The organism is Thiobacillus sp. SCUT-2 (assembly GCF_035621355.1).
Lineage (GTDB): Bacteria > Pseudomonadota > Gammaproteobacteria > Burkholderiales > Thiobacillaceae > Thiobacillus > Thiobacillus sedimenti.
Window position 1 is genome coordinate 893,127 of the sequence record NZ_CP141769.1, and the last position, 23,741, is coordinate 916,867.

Annotated in this window: 19 protein-coding genes and 1 tRNA gene; 5 read left to right on the top strand and 15 right to left on the bottom strand. The window is 67.8% G+C overall.

Annotation, left to right across the window (positions count from 1 at the left end; genetic code table 11):
- Positions 1–67 precede the first annotated feature (67 nt).
- From VA613_RS04365 to VA613_RS04380, 4 genes are read right to left on the bottom strand one after another with little or no spacing between them, the layout of a single operon-like run.
- The gene (locus VA613_RS04365; RefSeq protein ID WP_324780640.1) at positions 68–1,795 is read right to left on the bottom strand and encodes a glutamine--tRNA ligase/YqeY domain fusion protein; all 1,728 of its coding nucleotides are present in this window, start codon (positions 1,793–1,795) and stop codon (positions 68–70) included.
- A 40-nt stretch (positions 1,796–1,835) separates the two neighbouring features.
- Positions 1,836–2,912 (bottom strand): tRNA 2-thiouridine(34) synthase MnmA, encoded by a 1,077-nt coding sequence (mnmA, locus tag VA613_RS04370; protein WP_324780641.1) that lies wholly within the window; start codon positions 2,910–2,912, stop codon positions 1,836–1,838.
- A complete protein-coding gene (locus tag VA613_RS04375; RefSeq protein ID WP_324780642.1) occupies positions 2,909–3,358 on the bottom strand; it encodes an NUDIX hydrolase in 450 nt (149 codons plus the stop codon). Before VA613_RS04375 ends, mnmA begins: the two co-directional genes overlap by 4 nt.
- A complete protein-coding gene (locus VA613_RS04380) occupies positions 3,351–3,893 on the bottom strand; it encodes a pseudouridine synthase (RefSeq protein ID WP_324780643.1) in 543 nt (180 codons plus the stop codon). The genes VA613_RS04375 and VA613_RS04380 overlap by 8 nt, the downstream gene beginning before the upstream one ends.
- A gap of 69 nt (positions 3,894–3,962) precedes the next feature.
- Between VA613_RS04380 and icd the strand changes: the two genes are divergently transcribed.
- Complete coding sequence (icd, locus tag VA613_RS04385; RefSeq protein ID WP_324780644.1) at positions 3,963–5,204, top strand: NADP-dependent isocitrate dehydrogenase; 1,242 nt, start codon at positions 3,963–3,965, stop codon at positions 5,202–5,204.
- Between the two features lie 60 nt (positions 5,205–5,264).
- Here icd and VA613_RS04390 read toward each other — a convergent pair whose 3' ends face one another.
- Positions 5,265–5,471, bottom strand: a complete 207-nt coding sequence (locus tag VA613_RS04390) for a cold-shock protein (RefSeq protein WP_312536198.1) — start codon at positions 5,469–5,471, stop codon at positions 5,265–5,267.
- A 272-nt stretch (positions 5,472–5,743) separates the two neighbouring features.
- Here VA613_RS04390 and VA613_RS04395 point away from each other — a divergent pair, with 272 nt between their 5' ends.
- From VA613_RS04395 to dnaE, 4 genes are all read left to right on the top strand, one after another.
- Complete coding sequence (locus tag VA613_RS04395) at positions 5,744–6,046, top strand: PsiF family protein (protein ID WP_407702865.1); 303 nt, start codon at positions 5,744–5,746, stop codon at positions 6,044–6,046.
- 71 nt (positions 6,047–6,117) lie between these two features.
- Complete coding sequence (earP, locus tag VA613_RS04400; RefSeq protein WP_324780645.1) at positions 6,118–7,263, top strand: elongation factor P maturation arginine rhamnosyltransferase EarP; 1,146 nt, start codon at positions 6,118–6,120, stop codon at positions 7,261–7,263.
- Positions 7,264–7,306: 43 nt separating this feature from the next.
- Positions 7,307–7,867: an elongation factor P gene (gene efp, locus VA613_RS04405; RefSeq protein WP_324780646.1), complete on the top strand. Its 561-nt coding sequence runs from the start codon at positions 7,307–7,309 to the stop codon at positions 7,865–7,867.
- A gap of 105 nt (positions 7,868–7,972) precedes the next feature.
- The gene (gene dnaE / locus VA613_RS04410) at positions 7,973–11,419 is read left to right on the top strand and encodes a DNA polymerase III subunit alpha (RefSeq protein WP_324780647.1); all 3,447 of its coding nucleotides are present in this window, start codon (positions 7,973–7,975) and stop codon (positions 11,417–11,419) included.
- A gap of 233 nt (positions 11,420–11,652) precedes the next feature.
- Here dnaE and VA613_RS04415 read toward each other — a convergent pair whose 3' ends face one another.
- From VA613_RS04415 to selB, 10 genes are all read right to left on the bottom strand, one after another.
- Positions 11,653–11,922, bottom strand: coding sequence for an acylphosphatase (locus VA613_RS04415; protein ID WP_324780648.1), 270 nt, complete (start codon positions 11,920–11,922; stop codon positions 11,653–11,655).
- A gap of 7 nt (positions 11,923–11,929) precedes the next feature.
- Positions 11,930–14,086 carry a methionine--tRNA ligase gene (gene metG, locus VA613_RS04420; protein ID WP_324780649.1) on the bottom strand — a complete coding sequence of 719 codons (2,157 nt, stop codon included), beginning with the start codon at positions 14,084–14,086 and terminating at the stop codon, positions 11,930–11,932.
- A 196-nt stretch (positions 14,087–14,282) separates the two neighbouring features.
- Positions 14,283–14,885, bottom strand: coding sequence for a DUF924 family protein (locus tag VA613_RS04425; protein ID WP_324780650.1), 603 nt, complete (start codon positions 14,883–14,885; stop codon positions 14,283–14,285).
- 16 nt (positions 14,886–14,901) lie between these two features.
- The gene (locus tag VA613_RS04430) at positions 14,902–15,153 is read right to left on the bottom strand and encodes a CDGSH iron-sulfur domain-containing protein (protein WP_324780651.1); all 252 of its coding nucleotides are present in this window, start codon (positions 15,151–15,153) and stop codon (positions 14,902–14,904) included.
- 124 nt (positions 15,154–15,277) lie between these two features.
- Positions 15,278–16,660 (bottom strand): efflux transporter outer membrane subunit, encoded by a 1,383-nt coding sequence (locus tag VA613_RS04435; protein WP_324780652.1) that lies wholly within the window; start codon positions 16,658–16,660, stop codon positions 15,278–15,280.
- Positions 16,653–19,754 (bottom strand): efflux RND transporter permease subunit, encoded by a 3,102-nt coding sequence (locus VA613_RS04440; protein WP_324780653.1) that lies wholly within the window; start codon positions 19,752–19,754, stop codon positions 16,653–16,655. Before VA613_RS04440 ends, VA613_RS04435 begins: the two co-directional genes overlap by 8 nt.
- Before the next feature lies 1 nt (position 19,755).
- Complete coding sequence (locus VA613_RS04445) at positions 19,756–20,865, bottom strand: efflux RND transporter periplasmic adaptor subunit (RefSeq protein WP_324780654.1); 1,110 nt, start codon at positions 20,863–20,865, stop codon at positions 19,756–19,758.
- Between the two features lie 9 nt (positions 20,866–20,874).
- Positions 20,875–21,465, bottom strand: coding sequence for a TetR/AcrR family transcriptional regulator (locus VA613_RS04450; RefSeq protein ID WP_324780655.1), 591 nt, complete (start codon positions 21,463–21,465; stop codon positions 20,875–20,877).
- Positions 21,466–21,710: 245 nt separating this feature from the next.
- Positions 21,711–21,803: transfer RNA gene (locus VA613_RS04455), tRNA-Sec, on the bottom strand.
- A 5-nt stretch (positions 21,804–21,808) separates the two neighbouring features.
- Positions 21,809–23,737, bottom strand: coding sequence for a selenocysteine-specific translation elongation factor (selB, locus tag VA613_RS04460; RefSeq protein WP_324780656.1), 1,929 nt, complete (start codon positions 23,735–23,737; stop codon positions 21,809–21,811).
- Positions 23,738–23,741 lie beyond the last annotated feature (4 nt).

Below are 23,741 nucleotides of genomic sequence, written 5' to 3' on the forward strand. Positions count from 1 at the left end.
AAAGGACATTCAGTTCTGCTGCTGGAGGATATTCCTGTGAAAACAGACTGATGAGGAATTCGTGCCGTCATTTTGCATCACGTGGCGACTTGGCGGCAATCTGTGTTTCCGCTTTCACCCACGAATCCTTCAGTGTCACCGTCCGGTTGAACACCGGCGCCCCCGGCCTGGTATCCGACCGATCCGCAACAAAATAGCCGTGCCGCTCGAACTGGAACGAAGCTTCGGGCGCGGCATCCTTCAACGCGGGCTCGAGTTGCGCGCGGATCACCTTCACCGAATCGGCGTTGAGGTCGTCGAGGAAGTTGCCTGTTTCCTGACCCGGTTGCGCGGTCCTGAACAGGCGGTCGTAGAGGCGCACTTCGGTCTCGATGGCGTGCGCGGCGCTGACCCAGTGGATGTTGCCCTTGACCTTGACCGAGTCGGCGCCGGGAGTGCCGGACTTGGTGTCGGGCAGGTAGTCGCAGTGCACGGCGGTGATGTTGCCGGCGGCGTCCTTGTCGCAGCCGGTGCATTTGACGACGTAGCCGTAGCGCAGGCGCACCGAGTTGCCGGGGAATAAACGGAAGTAACCCTTGGGCGGTGTTTCCTCGAAGTCCTCGCGCTCGATCCACAGTTCGCGTGAGAACGGGATGGCGCGCTTGCCGAGCTCGGGCTGCTGCGGATGGTTGGGGGCGAAGCAGTCTTCGCTCTGGCCTTCCGGGTAGTTGTCGATGATCAATCTCACCGGGTCGAGCACGGCGACGCGGCGCAGCGCGCTGTCGTTCAGCACGTCGCGCTGGCAGGCCTCGAACACGCTGTAGTCGATCCAGCCATCGGACTTCGACACGCCGATCTGGTCGGTGAAGCGGCGGAAGCCCTCGGGCGTGTAGCCGCGGCGGCGCGCGCCGACGAGCGTGGGCATGCGCGGGTCGTCCCAGCCGGAGACGTGCTTCTCTTCGACGAGCTGGATCAGCTTGCGCTTCGAGAGCACGACATAGGTCAGGTTCAGGCGCGCGAACTCGATCTGCTGCGGCAGCGGGCGGGTGAAGAAGCCCCCAATGGCGAGCTTGTCGAGCAGCCAGTCATAGAACGGACGCTGGTCCTCGAATTCCAGGGTGCAGATCGAGTGGGTGATGTGCTCGATCGCATCCTCGATCGGGTGCGCGTAGGTGTACATCGGGTAGATGCACCAGGTATCGCCCGTGTTGTGGTGGGTGGCGTGCTTGATGCGGTAGATCGCCGGGTCGCGCAGGTTGATGTTGGGCGAGGCCATGTCGATTTTCGCACGCAGCACGTGCGCGCCGTCGGGGAACTCGCCCGCCTTCATACGACGGAACAGGTCGAGGTTCTCCTCGACCGAGCGATTCCGATAGGGGCTGTCTTTGCCTTTTTCAGTCAGCGTGCCGCGGTACGCGCGCATCTCGTCGGCGGTGAGCGAATCGACGTAGGCGTGGCCGGCCTGGATCAGGTACTCGGCGCAGGCGTACATGGTGTCGAAGTAGTTCGACGCGAAGTAGAGGTGCGTGCCCCAGTCGAAGCCCAGCCACTTCACCGACTCGACGATGGAGTCGACGTATTCCTGCTCCTCCTTCTCCGGGTTGGTGTCGTCGAAGCGCAGGTGGCAGACGCCGCCGTAGTCGCGCGCCAGGCCGAAGTTCAGGCAGATCGATTTCGCGTGGCCGAGGTGGAGGTAGCCGTTGGGCTCGGGCGGGAAGCGCGTCTCGACGCGGCCGCCCCATTTACCGGCGGCGTTCTGCTCGTCGATGATGTTGCGGATGAAGTTGGCGGCGGGGGCGGGGGCTTCGTGCGACATGGTGGGATGCGGGTCTGGAATGCGTGGATTGTAGCGGGGTTCAGCAGATGATGCCGCCGCCGAGGCAGACCTCGCCGTCATAGAGCACGACGGACTGGCCGGGCGTCACCGCCCATTGTCGGGCGTCGAAGGCGAGCTCCAGCGTGTCGGCGTCGAGCTTCGTGATGCGGCAGGGCGCGTCGGTCTGGCGGTAGCGGGTCTTGGCCGTGTAGGGCTTGGCGGGATCGGGCGCGACGCCGGCGATCCAGCTGAGCTGGCCGGCCGTGAGCGTGCTGCGCTGCAGCAGCGGGTGGTCGTGGCCCTGCACGACGACCAGCGTATTCGTCGCCATGTCCTTGGCGGCGACGAACCACGGTTCGGTGTTGCCGTCCTTCTGCCCGCCGATGCCGAGGCCCTGGCGCTGCCCCAGCGTGTAGTACATCAGCCCCTGGTGCCGGCCGACGACGCGGCCCTCGGGCGTCTTCATGTCGCCGGGGTCGCGCGGCAGGTAGCGCTCGAGGAATTCGCGGAAGTTGCGCTCGCCGATGAAGCAGATGCCGGTGCTGTCCTTCTTGGTGGCGTTGGGCAGCCCGATCTCGGCGGCGATCCTGCGCACCTCGGGCTTCCGCAGGTGTGCGAGAGGAAACAGGGCAGGGCGGAGCTGCGCCTGGCAGAGGCGGTATAGGAAGTAGCTCTGGTCCTTGTTGGCGTCGTTCGCGCGCAGCAGCGTGGCGCGGCCGAACGGATCGTGGCCCTTGCCGACGTAGTGGCCGGTGGCGATGTACTCGGCGCCGCGCGCGATGGCGTCGTCGAGAAAGGCCTTGAACTTGATCTCGGCGTTGCACAGCACGTCGGGGTTGGGTGTGCGGCCGGCCTTGTATTCGGCGAGGAAGTAGCTGAACACGCGCTCCTTGTACTCGGCGGCGAAGTTGACCGCCTCGACCTCGATGCCGAGCACGTCGGCGACCGCCAGCACGTCGAGGAAATCCTGCCGTGCGGTGCAGTGCTCGGTGTTGTCGTCGTCGTCCCAGTTCTTCATGAAGACGCCGAGCACGTCGTAGCCCTGCTGCTTCAGCAGATACGCGGCGACGGCGGAGTCGACCCCGCCCGACAGGCCGACGACGACCCTGGTGCTCACGCGTGCCTCACGAAGTCGAGCGGGAAGCGCCGTCCCGCGAGATAGTCCTCGACGCAGCGCATCACCAGCGGGCTGCGGTGCGGCGTGGGGTGCGCCGCGAGTTCCTCGGGCGTGAGCCAGAGCGCGCGCACGATGCCGTGGTCGAGCGTGCGTTCGGCGTCGAAGCCGGTGACGTCGCAGACGTAGGCGAAGCGCAGGTAGGTGATGTCGCGCTGCGGGTAGTGCGTCGTGTAGCAGCCGACGAGCGCGGTCGGCTCGACGCGGTGCGCGGTTTCCTCGAGCGCCTCGCGGCGCACCGCCTCGACCAGCGTCTCGCCGCGCTCCCAGTGGCCGGCCGGCTGGTTGAGGCGCAGGCCTTCGGCGGTGTGTTCCTCGACCAGCAGGAACTTGCCGTCGCGTTCGGCAAGCGCCGCGACGACTACATGGGGCAGCCAGCTCTCAGACATGAATTTCTTTCCATTCTCCGGGCTTGAGGCCGCCCAGTCTCCAGTCGCCGACGGCGGCGCGCACGAGGCGCAGCGTCGGAAAGCCGATCTTCGCCGTCATGCGTCGCACCTGGCGGTTCTTGCCCTCGGCGATCACGAGCTCGATCCATGCGGTGGGGATGCTGGCGCGAAAGCGGATCGGCGGGGTGCGCGGCCAAAGATCGGCGGGCTCGTCGATCAGGCGCGCCTGCGCCGGCCGGGTGACGAAGTCGCCGAGATCGACGCCGCGGCGCAAGGGCTCGAGGTCGGCGTCGGTGGGTGAGCCTTCGACCTGCGCCCAGTAGGTCTTGGGCAGCTTGTGCCGGGGGTCGGCGATGCGGGCCTGCAGGGCGCCGTCATCGGTTAAAATCAGCAGTCCCTCGCTGTCGGCATCGAGCCGGCCGGCCGCGTACACGCCCGGAATGTCGAGGTGGTCGCGCAGGCCCTGCCAGCGCCCCTCCGGGGTGAACTGGCTCAGCACGCCATAGGGTTTGTTGAACACGATCAATCGCGCCACGCTGAGACGAACTTCTCTAGAAGCCCACATTTTAACGTTACAAGAGCACCGGACTTAATTAATCCAGCCATGACCTACCAGCACATCCAGATCCCCGCACAGGGCAAGAAGATCACCGTCAACGCCGACAACACGCTGAACGTGCCCGACACCCCGATCATTCCCTTCATCGAGGGCGACGGCACCGGCGTCGACATCACCCCGGCGATGAAGAAGGTCGTCGATGCCGCGGTCGCCAAGGCCTACGGCGGCAAGAAGAGGATCGCGTGGATGGAGGTCTACGCCGGCGAGAAGGCGGTCAAGGTCTACGGCGGCGACCAGTGGCTGCCCGACGAGACCGTGAAGGCGGTGAGGGATTACGTGATCTCGATCAAGGGCCCGCTGACCACGCCGACCTCGGGCGGCATCCGCTCGCTCAACGTCGCGCTGCGCCAGCTGCTCGACCTGTACGTGTGCCTGCGCCCGGTACGCTACTTCACCGGCGTGCCTTCCCCCGTGAAGGAGCCCGAGAAGGTCGACATGGTGATCTTCCGCGAGAACACCGAGGACATCTACGCCGGCGTCGAGTGGGAGGCCAACTCCGACGAAGCGAAGCGCGTCATCAAGTACCTGCAGCGGCAGATGGGCGTGAAGAAGATCCGCTTCCCCGGGACCTCGGCCATCGGCATCAAGCCGGTGTCGATCGAGGGTTCCGAACGTCTGATCCGCAAGGCCATCCAGTACGCGATCGACAACAAGCGCAAGTCGGTGACCCTGGTGCACAAGGGCAACATCATGAAGTTCACCGAGGGCGGCTTCAAGAAGTGGGGCTACGAGCTCGCCGCGCGCGAATTCGGCGCCAAAGTGATTGGCGAAGGCCCGTGGATGCAACTCCCGAACGGCATCGTCATCAAGGACGTCATCGCCGACGCCTTCCTGCAGCAGATCCTGCTGCGCCCGGCCGAATACGACGTGATCGCCACGCTCAACCTCAACGGCGACTACATCTCCGACGCGCTCGCGGCGGAAGTCGGCGGCATCGGCATCGCGCCGGGGGCGAACCTCTCCGACACCGTCGCGATGTTCGAGGCGACCCACGGCACGGCGCCGAAGTATGCCGGCAAGGACTACGTGAACCCGGGCTCGCTGATCCTGTCGGCCGAGATGATGCTGCGCCACCTCGGCTGGACCGAGGCGGCGGACCTGATCATCGCCAGCATGGAACGGACGATCCAGGCCAAGACCGTGACCTACGACTTCGCCCGCCTGATGGACGGCGCGACCGAGGTGAAGTGCTCGGCCTTCGCCGAGGCGATGGTCGCGAAGATGTAAGCGGCACGCAGCCAACAAAAAGCCCCGCCTAGGCGGGGCTTTTTGTTGGACCGAGCCGGCTCAGCCCTGGGGCTGGATGTTGGAAGCCTGCTTGCCCTTCGGACCCTGGCTGACTTCAAAGCTGACCTTCTGGCCTTCCTTGAGCGTCTTGAAGCCGCTGGTCTGGATGGCGGAGAAATGCGCGAACACATCCTCGCCGCCATCGTCCGGGGTGATGAAACCGAACCCCTTGGCGTCGCTGAACCACTTGACAGTACCTGTTGCCATTAACACTTCCCTCCTTGGCGTAACACTAAACACAACCGCGATAAGCGCAAAGCTCCGGCGGATGACAGGACGGCTTGTTTTTTATGGCCGTCGGTCTGAGTTCAAGCGCGCTACCCGGTGATTCCCCCTGCGGTAATGCCAAACCTGCACGGTTCTTGAAACCAAACTTCTGGCTTTTTACTCCCGTGCTCCGGTTTTTACAAGAGGAATGCGAGAAAAAACAAGGGACTCGGCTAGACTGTGGTTTCCATTCAACCCGAGGAGACGAGACGATGCTGAAAACCATGCTGATCGGCCTGATGGCCGGAACCCTGCTGGCGACGGCCGCCTGGGCGGAGACGGCCCAGCAGGCGCGGATGAAATCCTGCAACACCGAGGCGTCGGGCAAGGACCTCAAGGGCGACGCCCGCAAGGCCTTCATGAAATCCTGCCTGTCGGGCGGCGCCCAGGCCGACGGCAGGGCCGCGCAGCAGCAACGGATGAAGGACTGCAACGCGGAGGCGTCGAGCAAGGCGCTCAAGGGCGATGCGCGCAAGGCCTTCATGAAATCCTGCCTGTCGGGCAAGAAGGACTGAGGGGCCGGACGCCGGCGCGACAGGGGCTCCGCAGGGAGCCCCTTTGTTTTGCGGTGCGGTAGCATGCGGGCATGCGCGTCAGCTGGGACATCTTCTGCAACGTCATCGACAACTACGGCGACATCGGCGTCGCCTGGCGGCTGGCGCGCGGCCTCGCGCGTGACGGCGATCGCGATGTCCGCCTGTGGGTCGACGACCTGCGCGCCTTCCGCCGCATCTGGCCGGCGATCGATCCCGCTGCCGACGCCCAGGCCTGTGCGGGCGTTACGGTGCGCGCCTGGCGCGAACCGTTCGCCGCGGTCGAGCCGGCGCAGGTGGTCGTCGAGGCCTTCGGCTGCGCGCTGCCCGGCGTCTACCTGGAGACGATGGCGCGGCGCTCGCCGGCACCGGTCTGGATCAATCTCGAATATCTGAGCGCGGAAGCGTGGGTGGAGGCGCACCACGGGCTGCCGTCGCCGCACCCGCGGCTGGCGCTGACCAAGTTCTTCTTCTTTCCCGGCTACACGCCGGCGACCGGCGGCCTGCTGGTCGAACCCGACCTGGCGCAGCGGCGCGCCGCGTTCCTCGACGCGGGCAGGGCGGAATTCTGGCGGGCGCTCGGGCTCGGCGCGCTCGTGGCCGGCGAATTGCGGGTGTCGCTGTTCGCCTACGAGAATCCCGCGCTCGCGGGGCTGCTCGATGCCTGGGCGGCGGGCCCGCAGCCGGTGACCTGCCTGGTGCCGGAGGGACGCATCGTGCCGCAGCTCGCCGCGTGGTTGGGCGTGCCGACGGCGGAGGCCGGCGAGCGCTTCCGGCGCGGCGCGCTGGAGCTGCGCATCCTGCCGTTCACCGACCAGGATGCCTACGATCGCCTGCTGTGGGCGTGCGACCTCAATTTCGTCCGCGGCGAGGATTCCTGCGTGCGCGCCCAGTGGGCGGGTCGTCCGCTGGTCTGGCAGGCCTATCCGCAGGCGGAGGGGGCGCACGCGGACAAGCTCGAAGCGCTGCTGGCGCGATACGTTCACGGCCTGGGGCGGGCTGCGGCCGCCGCCGTCGGCGGCCTGTGGCGTCACTGGAACGGCCTCGCGCCGGCGCCCGATCCGGCGAGCTGCTGGGTCGCCTGGCGCGCGCAGCAGGCGGCGATCGAACAGCAGGCGGCCGCCTGGCTCGACGCGCTGGGGCAGGCCGGTTCGCTCACCGAAAAGCTGGTGGAATTCGCCGAAAACCGGTTAAAATAACGAGTTTTCTCAAACCCTTAGCTCTCTCCGCAGGACACACACCATGAAAACCGCAATGGAACTCCGCGCCGGCAACGTCGTGATGATCGGCAAAGACCCGATGGTCGTGCAGAAGGCCGAATTCTCGAAATCCGGCCGCAACGCCTCCGTCGTCAAGATGAAGCTGAAGAACCTGCTCACCGGCTCCGGCATGGAATCCGTCTACCGCGCCGACGACAAGTTCGACACCGTGACGCTTGACCGCAAGGAATGCACCTATTCCTACTTCGCCGACCCGCTGTACGTGTTCATGGACAGCGAGTACAACCAGTACGAAGTCGAAGGCGATAACCTCGGCGATGCGCTGAACTACCTCGACGACGGCATGCCGGTGGAAGTGGTGTTCTACGACGGCAAGGCAATCTCGGTCGAGATGCCGACCACGGTGATCCGCGAGGTCGAGTACACCGAGCCCGCCGTGCGCGGCGACACCTCCGGCAAGGTCATGAAGCCTGCGCGCATCAAGCCCACCGGCTTCGAGCTTCCGGTTGCCGCGTTCGTCGAGATCGGCGACATGATCGAGATCGATACCCGCACCAACGAATTCAAGCGCCGCGCCAACTGAGCCGATCGCTTGCACGGACAAAAAGGCAGCCGCGGCTGCCTTTTTGTTTTTCGGCGCCTTCGGCTACGGCGTTAAAATGGCTGCCTGATTGTCCGCCGCCTTCCCATGACCGACCCGCGCTTCGTCCACCTCCGACTGCACAGCGAATTCTCCGTCTCCGACGGCCTGGTGCGGGTCGACGAGGCGGTCGACCGCGCACGCGCCACCGGCATGCCGGCGCTGGGCTTCACCGACCTTTCCAACACCTTCGGCTGGATCAAGTTCTACCGCGCCGCGCGCGGCGCCGGCGTGAAGCCGGTATTCGGCTGCGACGTCTGGGTGACCAACAGCGCCGACCGCAACCGGCCGTCGCGCCTGCTGCTGCTGGTGCAGCATCGCGAGGGCTATCGCCGCCTCTGCGAAATCCTGTCGCGCGCCTACCAGGAAAACCTGTACCGCGGTCGTGCCGAAATCGATCCGGCCTGGTTCGCCGAGGGGACCGAGGGGCTCCTCGCACTGTCGGGCGGCGACGCCGGCAATGTCGCCCAGGCGCTGCTCGACGACAAGCCGGCCGCCGCGCGCGCGGCGGCCGAAGCCTGGGCTGCACTGTTCCCGGGACGCTACTACCTCGAATTGCAGCGCTTCGGCCAGCCGCACACCGAGCGCCTGATCGACGGCCTGCTCGACGTCGGCGCCGCCCTGAACCTGCCTGCGGTTGCCACCCATCCGATCCAGTTCCTCGCGCCCGACGACTTCAAGGCGCACGAGGCGCGCGTGTGCATCGCCGAGGGCATGATGCTCGGCGACCCGCGCCGGCCGCGGCCGTTCACCGCCGAGCAGTATTTCAAGTCGCCCGACGAGATGGCCGGACTGTTCGCCGACCTGCCGGAAGCGCTCGCGAACAGCGTCGAGATCGCCAAGCGCTGCAACCTCACGCTCGAGCTGGGAAAAAGCAAGCTGCCCGACTTCCCGACGCCGGACGGCATGAGCCTCGACGACTACATCCGCCAGCGCTCCTACGAAGGCCTGCATGAGCGCATGGCGCACCTGTATCCGGACGAGGCGGCGCGCGCGGCGAAGCTGCCCGAGTACACCGAACGCCTCGAATTCGAGCTCGGCACCATCATCCAGATGGGTTTCCCGGGCTACTTCCTGATCGTGTCGGACTTCATCAACTGGGCCAAGCACAACGGCGTGCCGGTGGGGCCGGGGCGGGGCTCGGGCGCGGGCTCGCTGGTCGCCTACTGCCTGTCGATCACCGACCTCGACCCGCTCAGGTACGACCTGCTGTTCGAGCGCTTCCTCAACCCCGAGCGCGTATCGATGCCCGACTTCGACGTCGACTTCTGCCAGGACGGGCGCGACCGCGTGATCCAGTACGTGAAGGACACGTATGGCCACGCCGCGGTGTCGCAGATCGCCACCTTCGGCACGCTGGGCTCGAAGTCGGTCATCCGCGACGTTGGTCGCGTGCTCGACATGCCCTACACCTACTGCGACAAGCTCTCCAAGCTGGTTCCGGTCGAAGGCGTGAAGCCGGTATCGCTCAGGAAGGCGCTGGAGATGGAGCCGCAGCTCAAGGAACGCTACGACCAGGAAGAGGAGGTGCAGGAGCTCTTCGGGCTGGCGGAGAAGCTCGAGGAGCTTACGCGCAACGTCGGCATGCACGCCGGCGGCGTGCTGATCGCGCCCGGGAAACTCACCGACTTCTGTCCGCTCTATCGCGCCGAAGGTTCCGAGGCGGTGGTGTCGCAGTTCGACAAGGACGACGTCGAGGCGATCGGTCTGGTGAAGTTCGACTTCCTCGGCCTGCGCACGCTGACCATCCTCGCCGAGGCGGTGCGCTTCGTGCAGCGCCAGCCCGGCATGGAGACCTTCCGGCTGGAGGACCTGCCGCTCGACGATCCGGCGGTCTACAGGCTCTTCGCCGACGGCAACACCACGGCGGTGTTCCAGTCGGAATCGCGCTCGGCCAAGGATCTGGAGAAGAAGCTCAAGGGCGACTGCTTCGAGGACATCATCGCGCTGATGGCGCTGAACCGGCCGGGCCCGCTCGGCTCCGGCATGGTCGACGACTTCATCGTGCGCAAGAACGAGCAGCGCAAGACCGGCCGCGGCAAGGCGGAGTGGTATTTCCACCCCGATCTCGAAGACACGCTGAAATCGACCTACGGCATCATCGTCTACCAGGAGCAGGTGATGCTGGTGGCGCAGATCCTCGCCGGCTACTCGCTCGGCGGCGCCGACCTGCTGCGCCGCGCGATGGGCAAGAAGAAGGCCGAGGAAATGGCCAAGCAGCGCGAGATCTTCCTTGCCGGGGCGAAGGGCCGCGGCGTCGATGATGCGCTGGCCGGGCGGCTGTTCGACCTGATGGAGAAGTTCGCCGAATACGGCTTCAACAAGTCGCACTCGGCGGCGTACGCGCTGGTGGCCTACCACACGGCCTGGCTCAAGGCGCATTACCCGGCCGAGTTCATGGCGGCGACGATGTCCTCGGAAATGTCCGACACCGACAAGGTGCGCATCTTCTACGAGGACTGCCGCGCCAACGGCCTTGCGATGCTGGGACCGGACATCAACTTGTCGGGCTACCGCTTCGACCCGGTCAGCAAGACCGAGATCCGCTACGGCCTGGGCGCGATCAAGGGCAGCGGCGAGGCGGCGATCGGCGCGATCGTCGCCGAGCGCGAGGCGAATGGTCCCTACAAGGGCCTGTTCGACCTGGCGCGCCGCGTCGACAAGCGCTATCTGAACCGCCGCGTGCTGGAGGCGCTGGTCAAGGCGGGCGCATTCGATTCGCTGAACGACCACCGCGCGAGCCTGATGGCGTCGATCGGCCCGGCGCTCGATGCCGCCGACCGCAAGGCGAGGAGCGGCGGCCAGGTCGGCCTGTTCGGCGAGGCGCTCGACGGCGGCGAGGAGCCGGTCGACGTGCCGCGCTGGCCCGAGCAGGAGAAGCTCGCCCAGGAAAAGTCCGCGCTCGGCTACTTCTTCAGCGGCCACCCGTTCACCGCGTACAGCCAGGAGGTCGCCCGCTTTGCCAAGAAGCGCCTCGACAGCCTGGAGCCCTCGCGCGACCCGGTCCTGCTCGCCGGCATCGTCGTTTCGCTGCGCACGCAGATGACGCGGCGCGGCAAGATGCTGATCCTGCTGCTCGACGACGCCACCGCGCAGGTCGAGGTCGTGATCTTCAACGAACTGTTCGAGCAGAACCGCCACCTCCTGAAGGAGGACGCGCTGCTGGTGATCGAGGGCAAGGTCAACCGCGACGACTATTCGGGCGGCGTGCGGGTGACCGGCGACCGCATCTACGACCTCGCCGGGGCGCGCACCCGCTTCGCGCAGGGCCTGCGGCTGGCGTGCAACGGCGAGTCGAGCGGCCGCAGGCTGGCCGAACTGCTGGCGCCCTACAAGGCCGAGGAGGGCGGCTGCCCGGTCTGGGTCGAGTACCGCAACCACGACGCCCGCTGCAGCGTGCGGCTGGGCGAGGACTGGCGGGTGCGGCTGGACGACCGCCTGCTGGAATCGCTGGGCGGCTGGCTCAAGCCCGAAGCGGTCAGCGTCCTGTACTGAAGCGGGGCCGCGCCTGGCACAAAACTACCAATCCGGCAATTCGGCCCTTGAAAGTGCTTGACAAGCGTTTTCTTATATAAGATTATTCTAATAACACTGAGGACGCCGCAACGGCTCCTGGGTGTTGTCTCCTCCAATCCTCCTCCTTTGGTGGATCCTCTGCCCGACTCCTCCCCGAGTCGGGCATTTTTTTGCCCGGCATGCCCGTGGGGCGCGCCCTGGCCGGCGGGCGGTCAGTCGACCTGCTTCACGAAGCCATTGAACCGCCCCTCCGCCGCACCGATCTCGACGCGGTCGACCCGCGCCAGCGGCGGCCCCCGGTGCGCCCATTCGATCAATGCAGCGACCGCCTCGGCCGGGCCCTGCACCACCGCCTCGACCTTGCCGTCGGGCGTGTTGCGCACCCAGCCCGCCACGCCGAGGCGCTCGGCCTCCTGCCGCATCGCCTCACGGAACCACACGCCCTGCACGCGGCCGTGAATGCGCAGGTGGTGCGTCTTCACCGCAGGCTCACTTCACCTTCATGCCGGGCTCGGCGCCGGAATCGGGCGACAGGATGAAGAGGCCCGGGGCGTCGCCGGAGGCGGCCAGCACCATGCCTTCGCTCATGCCGAACTTCATCTTGCGCGGCGCGAGGTTGGCGACCATCACCGTAAGCCGGCCGACCAGCGCCTCGGGCGCGTAGGCCGACTTGATGCCGGCGAACACCTGGCGCGTGCCGAGCGGGCCGAGGTCGAGCGTCAGGCGCAGCAGCTTGTCGGCGCCCTCGACGTGCTCCGCGTTGGCGATGCGCGCGATGCGCAGGTCGACCTTGGCGAAGTCGTCGATCGAGATCGTCTCGGCGCCAGCGGCAACGTTCGCCCCCTCTCCCTTGGAGGGAGAGGGTTGGGGATAACCAGCGACTTGCCCGCTTGCGGGCCTAGTCGAATGGCTAGTGGTTTTATCAGAGGGTGATGCCACCTTGGCCGCCCCGTGTGCCTGCGCTTCGGCGTGGCGCGCCGGTGCGGGAGCAGGGGTCGGTTCGAGGTTCTGCTTGTTGGCGTCGATCATGGCGTCGATGGCTTTCGGGTCGATGCGGGTCATCAGGTGGGTGTATTCGTTGATGCGCTGGCGGATGAACAGCGTCGGTGCGTCGTCCCAGCCGAGCGGCTTGACGTTCAGGAAGGCTTCCACCTGCTCCGCCAGTTTCGGCAGCACGGGCTTCAGGTACAGCGTCAGCAGGCGGAACAGGTTCAGCGCGACGGTGCAGACCTCGTGCAGGCGGTAGACCGCGGCTTCGTCCTTGGCCAGTTCCCACGGCTTCTCGTCGGCGACGTACTGGTTGGCGCGGTCGGCCAGCGCCATGATCTCGCGCAGCGCCTTGGCGTAGTCGCGCGCCTCGTAGTACGCCGCGATCGTGTCGGCGGCGGCCTGAAATTCTCCGATCAGCTCGATGTTGGCCACGCCGTCGGCGAGCCTGCCGTCGAACTTCTTGTGGATGAAGCCGGCGGTGCGGCTGGCGATGTTGATGAACTTGCCGACCAGGTCGGAATTCACCCGCGCGACGAAGTCGTCGAGGTTGAGGTCGATGTCCTCCATCGTGCCGTTGAGCTTGGCCGCGTAGTAGTAGCGCAGCCACTCGGCGTTGAGGCCCTGATCGAGATAGCTCGCGGCGGTGATGAAGGTGCCGCGCGACTTCGACATCTTCTGGCCGTTGACGGTGAGGAAGCCGTGCGCGTACACGGCCGTCGGCAGGCGGTGGCCAGAGAACTTCAGCATCGCCGGCCAGAAGAGCGCGTGGAAGTAGAGGATGTCCTTGCCGATGAAGTGCACCAGCTCGGCCTTCGAATCCTGACCCCACCAGGCGTCGAAGTCGAGGCCCTTGTCCTTGGCGTATTTCGCGAAGCTCGCCATGTAGCCGACCGGCGCGTCGAGCCAGACGTAGAAATACTTGCCCGGCGCGCCGGGAATCTCGAAGCCGAAGTAGGGCGCGTCGCGGCTGATGTCCCAGTTGGAAAGCCCCGAGGCGAACCACTCCTGCATCTTGTTGGCGGCCTCGGCCTGCAGCGTGCCCGACTTCGTCCACTCGGCGAGGAAGGCCTCGCAGTCGCCGAGCCTGAAGAAGTAGTGCTCGGAATCCTTGTGCACCGGCGTCGCGCCCGACACCGCCGACACCGGGTTCTTGAGCTCGGTCGGGCTGTAGGTCGCGCCGCACACCTCGCAGTTGTCGCCGTACTGGTCGGCCGCCCCGCACTTGGGGCATTCGCCCTTGATGAAGCGGTCCGGCAGGAACAGGTTCTTCACCGGGTCGTACAGTTGAGCGATGGTCTTGACCTCGATCAGGCCGGCATCCTTCAGCGCGAGGTAGATTTTCGACGCGAGCGCGCGGTTCTCGTCCGAGTGCGTCGAGTAGTAGTGGTCGAAGCCGATGTGGAAGCCTGCGAAGTCGCGCGTGTGCTCGTCCCACACGCGGCCGATCAGCGTCTCGGGCGTGATGCCTTCCTTCTCCGCGCGCAGCATGATCGCAGTGCCGTGGGTGTCGTCGGCGCACATGTAGCGGCAGTCGTGGCCGCGCATCTTCTGGAAGCGCACCCAGATGTCGGTCTGGATGTATTCGACGAGGTGGCCGAGGTGGATGCTGCCGTTGGCGTAGGGCAGGGCGGAGGTGACGAGGATCTGGCGGGACATGGGCGGGCCGGAAGGCGCAAAAGCCGCCATTTTAACGGTTTGTGGGGAGTGGGGAGTGGGGAGCGGGGAGTGGGGAGCGGGGAGCGGGGAGCGGGGAGCGGGGAGCGGGGAGCGGGGAGCGGGGAGCGGGGAGCGGGGAGCGGGGACTTCGTGTTCCCCTCCCCCTTTAGGGGGAGGGGCAGGGGAGAGGGTGCCGTCAGAAGCGCGATCCAGGCAGCTTCAGGAATTCGAGTTCGTCCGCGCTCGACGGGCGGCCGAGGACGGCGTTCCGATGCGGAAAGCGGCCGAAGCGGGCGACGACGTCGCGATGCTTGATCGCGTAATCGAGGAAGTTGTCGAACAGGGCGCGTTCGGACGGGATGGCTTCGTGCGCCAGCTGTTCATAGAGCGTCACTGCCCGCTCCTGCATCGCCAGCGACTCGGCATGCTCGAGCGGCAGGTAGAGAAACACGCGCTCGATCGGCGCGAGCAGCCGGTCCTCGCCGGCATCCAGCGCAGCGAGGCTCTGCGCCAGTGCCTGCGGATCGGTCGCGAAGGCTTGCGGACGGTCGCGGTGAACGTGGTGCGGGAATTGGTCGAGCACGATCACCAGTGCGAGGCGGCCGCGCGGCGTGGCCGCCCAGCGATCGAGGCGGCCGGCGGCGGCATCGACCAGCGTGTCGGCAAAGCGCTCGGCGACCGCCCGGTCGTTCTCGGGCGACTTGCCGAACCAGAGCCGCGTCTGCCGGCCGGCGACCTCGGCGGCGCTGCCGGGCGCGCCGAACCAGAAGCCCGGCACGTCCTCGGCTGCGGTGCTCATGCGCGCTGTGCCGGGATCAGAACGCGTCGTCGGGCAGGTCGTTGTGGGTGCCGTCGCAGAAGGGCTTGTCCTTGGTGTGCTTGCAGTTGCACAGCCACACCGTGGTCTTCTCCTTGATCACGAAGGGCATGGGCTCGAGGCCGGTCCCCTCGTGCGAGCCGTCGCAGAAGGGCTGCGTCATCGAGCGGCCGCACGAGCACCACCAGTATTCGCCGGGCTCGAGCTCGAGTTCGGCGGGGTTGCGGTCGTAGACGACGGGTTCGGTCATGGGAGGCTCCTGGAAAAAGCGCCCATTCTAGACGCAATGCACACCGGCAAGACCGTATGGAAATTGGGGCAATTGGCCGGCGCGGGAACGCTGTCGGCTCCCGCGCCGGCCGCAGGCGGCGGCGTCAGGCGCCGCCGCCGAGTGCCTTGTAGAGCGCGACCTCGGCGCCGACCAGCTGCAGGCGCGAGGCGACCACGGCCTGCTCGGCGCCGAAGGCGCCGCGGCTGGCGTCGAGCACCTCGAGGTAGCTCGCGAGCCCGGCCTGCTCGCGCGCCTTCACGCGCTCGAGCAGGGCGTGCTGGGCGCGAAGGTTGGCCTCCTGCGCGGTCAGCTGCGCTCGGTAGGTGGTGCGCGCGGCGAGCGCGTCGGCGACTTCGCGGAAGGCCTGCTGGATGGTCTTCTCGTAATCGGCGACCGCCTGGACCTTGCGTGCCTGCGCCACTTCCAGGTTGGCGCGGTTGCGACCGGCGTCGAACAGCGGCAGCGTCAGCACCGGCTGGAACAGCCAGGCCTCGCTGCCGGCGCCGAACAGCCCGGACAGGGCACTGCTTGCGGTGCCGAGATTGCCGGTCAGCGCGATGCGCGGGAAGAAGGCCGCGCGCGCCGCGCCGATATTGGCGTTGCTGGCGATCAGCCGCTGCTCGGCGGCACGCACGTCCGGGCGCCGCAGCAACACCTCGGACGGCAGGCCCGGCGCGAGTTCCGCCAGCGCCGGCTGGCGCGAGACGGCAGGCACCGCCGGAAGCGGAACCGCCATGCCGGTGAGCAGGCGCAGGGCGTTCTCCGTCTGCGCCCGCTGCCGATCGAGGTCAGCTGCCTGGGCGCGCACCGTTTCGACCAGGCTCTCGGCGGCGAGCACGTCGAGATCGCTCGCCAATCCGGCATCGTGCCGCTTGCGGATGAGGCCGAGGCTGTCCTCGCGCGTCTTCAGCGTGTCGCCGGCCAGCTGCGATTGCTCGGTCAGCGCAGCGAGCTGATACCAGGTGCTGGCGACGTCGCCGACGAGGCTTACGCGGAAGCTCCGTGCGGCTTCGTCGCTCGCCAGGTATTGCGCCCGGGCCGCGTCGCTCAGCGCGGCCACGCGCCCCCAGAAGTCCAGCTCGAACGCGGTGATGCCCAGGTTCACGTCGTAACGGCGGGTGGTGCGCGCGACACCGATTCCGGTGAGGTCGGCCGGCGTGCGGGCGCGGCTGCCGTCCGCCTGCGCCGCCACCGTCGGGAAGCGGTCGGCGCGGGCGACGCCCGCCAGCGCGCGCGCTTCCTCGACCCGGGCCAGCGCGATCCGCAGGTCGCGGTTGTTGGCGAGCGCTGCCTCGATCAGCGCGTGCAGCGCCGGGTCGGGGAAATAGGCCTGCCAGCCGGGCAGCGCCGAGGCGGTCGCCGGCAGGTCTGCGGCAAAGGTCTGCGGAACCGGCGCGGCCGGCCGCTGATACGCAGGGATCATCGAGCAGCCGGCCAGCAGCGCGGCGGCGATGGCCGCCGCGGTAACGGATTTGCGTTCAGTCATGTTTCGGCTCCTCCCGACGCCGGGTGGGGAACAGCTTGCGGATCACCACGAAAAACACCGGCACGAAGAAAATGGCGAGGACGGTCGCGGCGATCATCCCGCCGACCACGCCGGTGCCGACCGCATGGCGGCTGGCCGCGCCGGCGCCGGTGGAGATGGCGAGCGGCAGCACGCCGAGGATGAAGGCGAAGCTCGTCATCAGGATCGGCCGCAGGCGCAGGCGGCAGGCCTCCAGCGTGGCGGCCATCAGGTCCATGCCCTCCTCGTGCAGCTGGCGCGCGAACTCGATGATGAGGATCGCGTTCTTCGCCGACAGGCCGATGATTGCGATCAGGCCGACCTTGAAGAACACGTCGTTCGGCAGGCCGCGCAGATAGACCGCCAGCACCGCGCCGAGGATGCCGAGCGGCACGATCAGGATCACCGAGAAGGGGATCGCCCAGCTCTCGTACAGCGCTGCGAGCGCCAGGAACACGACCAGCAGCGACAGCGCGAACAGGATGGGCGCCTGCGCGCCGGCGAGCCGTTCCTCGTACGAGGTGCCGGACCACTCGAAGCCGTAGCCCGGGGGCAGCTTGGCGGCGATCTGTTCCATCGCCTGCATGGCCTCGCCGGTGGAATGGCCGGGGGCCGGCGTGCCGGCGATCTTCATCGACGGGTTGCCGTTGTAGCGGTCGAGCTTGGGCAGGCCGACGATCCACTTCGGCCGGGCGATCTCGCCCAGCAGGACAATGCCGCCCGCACGGTTGCGGATCGGCAGCTTGAGCAGGTCCTCGGGGGTCTCGCGCAGGTCGGCGTCGGCCTGCATCTGCACCTTGAGGATGCGCCCGTTGCGCACGAAGTCGTTGACGTAGGAGACGCCGATGGCCGAGCTCAGGGTGTCGTTGAGATCGGCCATGTCGATCCCCAGTGCCTGCGCCTTGTCGCGGTCGATGTCGAGGAAGACCTGCGGGCCGGGCTCCTGGCCTTCCGGACGTACGCCGGCCAGGCGCGTGTCCTGGCTCGCCATGCCGAGCACCATGTTGCGCACGTCCATCAGCGCCTCGCGACCCTGGCCGGAACGGTCCAGCAGGCGGAAGTCGAAGCCGCCGACCGCCCCGAGTTCCGGGATCGACGGCGGGTTCACCGCGAACACCATCGCATCCTTGATGCGCATGAAGGTGCCCATCGCGCGCCCGATCACGCCCGTGGCCGAGTGCTCGGGCCCGATGCGCTCGTCCCAGTCCTTGAGGCGGGTGAAGACGAGCGCGGCGTTTTGCCCGCGGCCGAAGAAGGAGAAGCCCACCACGCCGATGACGCGCTCGACTTCAGGCTGCTTCAGGTAGAACTGCTCCACCTGCGACAGCACCTTCACCGTGCGTTCCTGCGTGGCGCCCCCGGGCAGCTGCACCATGGTGATGAAGTAACCCTGGTCCTCGTCCGGCAGGAAGCTCCCCGGGAGCCGGGAGAACAGCCAGCCGACGGCGACGACGATGGCGAGGTAGATCACCATCCAGCGGCCGCTGCGCGCGAGGATGCGCGCGGTGAGGCCGCGGTAGCGGGTGGTCATGCGGCCGAAGAAGCGGTTGAACCAGCGCTTCTCGTCCGCCTCGGCCTCGCCCGGCTTGAGGAGCGTGGCGCACATCGCCGGCGTCAGCGAGAGCGCCATCAGCACCGAGAACGCCATGGTGAGGATGAGCGTGGCGGCGAACTGCCGATAGATCGCGCCGACCGAGCCGCCGAAGAACAGCATCGGCATGAACACCGCGGACAGCACCACCGAAATACCCAGGATCGCGCCGAGGATCTGGTCCATCGCCTTGAGCGTGGCCTGTAGCGGCGGCAGGTGCTCCTCGCGCATGATGCGCTCGACGTTCTCCACCACCACGATGGCGTCGTCGACCAGCACGCCGATCGCCAGCACCATGGCGAACAGCGTCAGCACGTTGATCGAGAAGCCGAAGGCGTAGAGGCCCGCGGTCGCGCCCGCCAGCGCGACCGGCACGACGACCGCCGGAATCAGCGTGGTGCGCCAGTGTCCGAGGAACACGTACATCACGATGAACACCAGGATCATCGCCTCGCCGAGGGTCTTCACGACCTCGAAGATCGAGATCTCGATGAAGCGCGACGTGTCGTAGGGGACGGCCCAGTCGACGCCCTGCGGGAAGAAGCGCGCGAGCTCCGTCATGCGCGCCTTGACCGCTTTCGCCACGTCGAGGGCATTGGCGCCGGGTGCGACGCGGATGGCGATCGCGGCGATCGGCTGGCCGTTCATGCGGGCATAGCGTTCGTAGGTATCGCCGCCGAGTTCGACGCGGGCGATGTCCTTGACCTTCACCGTCGCGCCGTTCGGCAGCGCGCGGACGACCACGTTGCCGAATTCCTCCGGCGTGTTGAGGCGGCCGCGCGTCACGATCACCGCATTGACCTGGGCGCCCGACGCGGCCGGCGCCTGGTTCAGTTCGCCGGTGGCGAGCTGCACGTTCTGCGCCTGCAGCGCGCGCTTGACGTCGGCGGGCGTCAGTCCATAGGCGGTCAGCTGCTCCGGCTTGAGCCAGATGCGCATGGAGTATTCGCTGCCGAACAGGATCGCCTCGCCCACGCCGGGCACCCGCAGCAGGGGATCGAGCACGTTGGCGGCGGCGTAGCTGCCGAGGTCGATGGCGTCGCGCTTGCCGTCCTTGGAATAGATCGCGACGAACATCAGGTAGTTGCGCTGGGGCTTCGTCACGGGCACGCCGAGCCGCCGCACGTCCTCGGGCAGGCGGGCCTCGACGCGCTTGTAGCGGTTCTGCGCCTCCACCGAGGAAATGTCGACGTTGGTGCCGGGCTCGAAGGTGAGCGTCAGCGTGCCGGCACCCAGCTCGGACGAGGCCTCCATGTACAGGAGGTGCTCGATGCCGTTCATCTGCTGCTCGATCAGCTTGATGACCGTGTCCTCGACCACCTGCGCCGAGGCACCGGGGTAGGTGACGTTGAACGCGATCTGCGGCGCCGCCACCGGCGGATACTGCGAGACCGGCAGGTTCTTCAGCGCGATGACGCCGCCGAGCAGAATGAGGATGGCGATGACCCACGCGAAGATGGGCCGGTGGATGAAGAAGCGTGCCATCTCAGTTCCCCTGCTGCTGGGGAACCGGCTTTACCACCGAGCCGGGCTTGGCCTTCTGCACGCCGTCCACGATCACGGTCTCGCCGCCCTTGAGGCCCTCCTCGATGGTGAAATCCGAGCCCGCCATCGGGCCGACCTTGACCGGCCGCGGCATCACCTTGTTCTCCGCGCCCACCAGCAGCACGAACTGTCCCTGCGGGCCCGACAGCACCGCGCGCTGCGGCACCGTGATCGCGTCGCTTTCGACGGCCTGCGGCAGCCGCACGCGGACGAAGGTGCCGGGCAGCAGCAGGCGCTGCGGGTTGGGGAACTCCGCCTTCAGCGTGATCGCCCCGGTGCTGGGGTCGACGCTGAGGTCGCTGAAGAAGAGCTTGCCCTTGTGGGCGTAGGTCTGGCCGTTCTCGAGGATGAGCTCGACGACGCGGCTGTCGGTCGCCTTCAGGCGCCCGGCGGCGAGCGCGCTCTTCAGCCGCAGGACGTCGGCGTTGGGTTCGGTGAACAGCACGTTGACCGGGTCCAGCTGGTCGATGATCGCGAGCAGGGTGGCCTCGCCGTGCCCGACCAGCGCGCCTTCGGTGACCAGCGTGCGGCCGATATGGCCCGCGATGGGTGCCGGAACCGTGGTGTTCTCGAGGTCGAGGCGCGCGCGCGCGAGCTGCGCCTGCGCCTGCTTCAGCGCAGCGCGGGCGAGGTCGACTTCCTGCTGGCTGACCGCCTTGATCGGCAGCAGCGATTCGACGCGGGACAGATTGAGCTTCTTCACCTCGACGTCGGCTTCGGCCGCCTGGGCCGCGGTGCGATAGGTGCGGTCGTCGAGCCGGAACAGCGGCTGGCCGGCCTTCACGTCGCTGCCTTCGGTGAACAGGCGCTTCTCGACGATGCCCTCGACGCGGGCGCGCACCTGCGCGGTGCGCACGGCTTCCACGCGGCCGGGCAGTTCCCGCGTCAGCGTGGCGGCGGCGCTGCCCACCTTCACCACGGTCACCTCCGCCGGCGGCATGCCGCCGGGCGGGCCGCCGGCGCCGGCGCCGGGGCCGCCGGCACCATTCTTGCCGCCGGGACCGCAGGCGGCGAGCAGGGGCAGAACGAGCAGCAGGGTCATCCGTTTCATGGTGTGTCCTTATTCGGGGGCAAAGGTACGCAGGAAGCAGTCCACCACCCGCGCCGTCTTCGCCGGGTCGAGGAAATCGGTCTGCAGGTCGATGAGACCGCGCAGGCGGTCGAGATCCAGCAGCATGGCCGTCAGCATCTCGGCGGCGAAGTCGGGATCGTCGCGCCGCAACCGGCCCGACGCCATGGCCTGCGCCAGGTAGTGGGCGAGGCGCTTGCGGGTCGCTTGCGGGCCCTGGCGGAAGAACTGCCTGGCGAGATCGGGAAAGCGCGGGGCTTCGGCGACCATGGTGCGGAAGATCGCAAGGCCGGTCGGGCTCAGCAGGCGGGTGCGGTAGGCGTCGCCGAACGCGAGCAGCGTGGCGCGCAGGTCGCCGTCGCCCTCGAGGGTCACCAGCACCGACTGCACGGAGTGGCGCACGACCTCGCCGAACAGCTCGTCCTTGCTGTGGAAGTGGTTGTACAGCGTCTGTCGCGCAACCTGCGCGCGGGCGGCGATGCGGTCGATGCTGACCTGATAGCCCTCTTCGCGAAAGGCTTCGCAGGCCGCCTCGAGCAGGCGCTGGCGGGTGCCGTGCGGGGTTTCGACATCAGGGGACATGCCGGTCCGTGCGAAAAAGTAGACGGGGTAGTCTAGTCGCCTGCCGAAACGGGCGCAAGGCCTGTCAGCGGGTGGGGAAGGCCGCTGTGAAGCGATCGTGCAGGCGGATGCGCGAGGACCGGGCCGGCCACGCTGCAGGGGCGATCTCGCGATTCCGGCGCGTGCAGCGTGGGCCGCGCCCGCCCCTTCGTTGCCTGCGCAAGGGGCCATGCCGGGCTGCAAGCGGGGCATCAGGCCAGGACGGGCGGAAGAGAGCAGGAGTCGAACCTACCAGGGGCCGCATGGCGGCCCCTCCCGGTTTTGAAGACCGGGCGCCCCACCGGGGAACGATCTCTTCCGTATTTCATGACGGCGTCCACTCGGGTATCGCACCCTCGTGGCGCACCAGATGGTCATCGCGAATGCGCCGAGTGTAGCCGACGCGATCGAAGAACTCGAGGATCTGCGTCGCCACCTTGCGGCCGCCGCCGCCGTCGCCATAGATGACGTCGCGCAGGCTGGCGACGCGCGCGCCGCCCGCTTCCTCGTTGAGCTTGCGCACGATGGCGGCCAGCTCGGCGACCGCGGCGGCGGTGAAATAGTGATCGTGGGCGACCGGATAGAGCTCGCCGGCACGCGCGATGCGCCTGAACAGCTGGCGCACGGCCTCTTCCGGCGTGCCCGTGGCTCGGGCCACGTCGCGCACCCGCGGCGGGTTGTAAGGCGTGGCATCGAGCAGCGGCTTCAGCGCGGCGAAGCGCGCGCGATCGGCATCCGAGACGCTGGCCCGGTGGTCGGGCAGATGCAGCCAGGCGCGGGTCGGGACGATCCGGTTCGCGGCCAGCAGCTCTGCGCTTGCCGCATCGAAAGCGGCACGCGACAGCTTGGCCGCCCCCATGCGGCGCAGCCGTTCGCGCTCGACGCCGATCATGTCCGGCGCGCGCGCGTGCTCGCGTGCCAGCGTCTCGAGCAGGTTGGTCTTGAGCGCCTCCCAGGCGGCAGCGGTGAACCCGAGCGATGCGCTGCCATCGCGAATCACGCGCAGGCCGACGCGCTGCCACAGGGATACGGCCTCATCCTCCGCGAGGTTCCAGTTCACGCCGAAGCGGTCGAGATCGACGCCCGCCGTGGCCTGTTCAGCCAGCAATCGGAGTGCGATGAACGGGTCGTCGGCGCGCATCGCATCGAGCAGGGCTAGACGGTCCGGCGTGCGCTTGTGCCGCGCAGGCGGGAAGATGTCGAGCACGCGCCCGCCGGCGACGGTGCGCTGCGCCCCGGCATCGCGCAGGATGAAGCGGTCGCCGTGCAGCGCCAGGGTTTCGCGCTCGAGCAGGATCTCGGCCAGTGCAATCTCGCCGGGCCCCGCTTCCTTGCAGTCGAGCAGGGCGACGCGTCCGAGGATGTCCGCGGTGCCGAGGTGAACGTGCACGGCCTGCATGTGCGCCAGCGGCTGCCCGCCAGCGGGAACGCGCACCTCGCCCTGGAAGCGCGCCAGCGGGACGGCGAGGGCCCCGTTGACCACCCACATGCCGCGCGCGACGTCCTTCTTCTCGAAGTCGCCGGTGAGGGCGAGCGCGCAACGCTCGCCCGCCCGCCCGCTTCGTGCCGGGCGATCCTGCACGTGCAGGCTGCGCACGCGCGCCTTCAAGCCGGGCGGCGAGAGGATGGCGATATCGCCGACGCCGACGGTTCCCGCATGCGCCGTGCCGGTGACCACCGTGCCGATGCCGGCAAGCGAAAAGCAGCGGTCGATGGCCAGCCGGAAGCGGCCCGCTGCCGGGCGCCGGGGCAAGGCCGCGGCGGTCGCGTCCAGATGCGCGCGCAGCGCGGCCACCCCCTCGCCCGTGCGCCCCGATACTGCAAACACGGGACTGCCGGAAAGCTCCGTGCCGGCGACGAGTGCCGCCACTTCCCGCTGCGCCTCGGCAAGCCGTTCAGGCGAGACGGCATCGATCTTGGTCAGCGCGATTGCGCCATGATCCAGGCCCAGCAGGTCGAGCAGTTCGAGATGCTCGCGCGTCTGGGGCATGGGGCCGTCATCGGCGGCGACGACCAGCAGCACGAAGTCGATGCCGGTCGCGCCGGCGAGCATGTTGTGGATCAGTTTTTCGTGCCCCGGCACGTCGACGAAGCCGAGCACCGACCCGTCCGCAAGCGGCGTGTAGGCATAGCCGAGGTCGAGCGTGATGCCTCGCGCCTTCTCCTCGGGCAGGCGGTCGGCATCCACGCCGGTGAGCGCCTTCACCAGCGTGGTCTTGCCGTGGTCGATGTGGCCGGCGGTGCCGATCAGCATGCTG

Coding starts and splice junctions, on each gene's coding strand:
- VA613_RS04365 (WP_324780640.1), bottom strand. CDS start 1,795: ATGTCGCACGAAGCCCCCGCCCCCGCCGCCAACTTCATCCGCAACATC.
- VA613_RS04375 (WP_324780642.1), bottom strand. CDS start 3,358: ATGTCTGAGAGCTGGCTGCCCCATGTAGTCGTCGCGGCGCTTGCCGAA.
- icd (WP_324780644.1), top strand. CDS start 3,963: ATGACCTACCAGCACATCCAGATCCCCGCACAGGGCAAGAAGATCACC.
- VA613_RS04390 (WP_312536198.1), bottom strand. CDS start 5,471: ATGGCAACAGGTACTGTCAAGTGGTTCAGCGACGCCAAGGGGTTCGGT.
- VA613_RS04395 (WP_407702865.1), top strand. CDS start 5,744: ATGCTGAAAACCATGCTGATCGGCCTGATGGCCGGAACCCTGCTGGCG.
- earP (WP_324780645.1), top strand. CDS start 6,118: ATGCGCGTCAGCTGGGACATCTTCTGCAACGTCATCGACAACTACGGC.
- efp (WP_324780646.1), top strand. CDS start 7,307: ATGAAAACCGCAATGGAACTCCGCGCCGGCAACGTCGTGATGATCGGC.
- dnaE (WP_324780647.1), top strand. CDS start 7,973: ATGACCGACCCGCGCTTCGTCCACCTCCGACTGCACAGCGAATTCTCC.
- metG (WP_324780649.1), bottom strand. CDS start 14,086: ATGTCCCGCCAGATCCTCGTCACCTCCGCCCTGCCCTACGCCAACGGC.
- VA613_RS04425 (WP_324780650.1), bottom strand. CDS start 14,885: ATGAGCACCGCAGCCGAGGACGTGCCGGGCTTCTGGTTCGGCGCGCCC.
- VA613_RS04430 (WP_324780651.1), bottom strand. CDS start 15,153: ATGACCGAACCCGTCGTCTACGACCGCAACCCCGCCGAACTCGAGCTC.
- VA613_RS04435 (WP_324780652.1), bottom strand. CDS start 16,660: ATGACTGAACGCAAATCCGTTACCGCGGCGGCCATCGCCGCCGCGCTG.
- VA613_RS04440 (WP_324780653.1), bottom strand. CDS start 19,754: ATGGCACGCTTCTTCATCCACCGGCCCATCTTCGCGTGGGTCATCGCC.
- VA613_RS04445 (WP_324780654.1), bottom strand. CDS start 20,865: ATGAAACGGATGACCCTGCTGCTCGTTCTGCCCCTGCTCGCCGCCTGC.
- VA613_RS04450 (WP_324780655.1), bottom strand. CDS start 21,465: ATGTCCCCTGATGTCGAAACCCCGCACGGCACCCGCCAGCGCCTGCTC.
- selB (WP_324780656.1), bottom strand. CDS start 23,737: ATGCTGATCGGCACCGCCGGCCACATCGACCACGGCAAGACCACGCTG.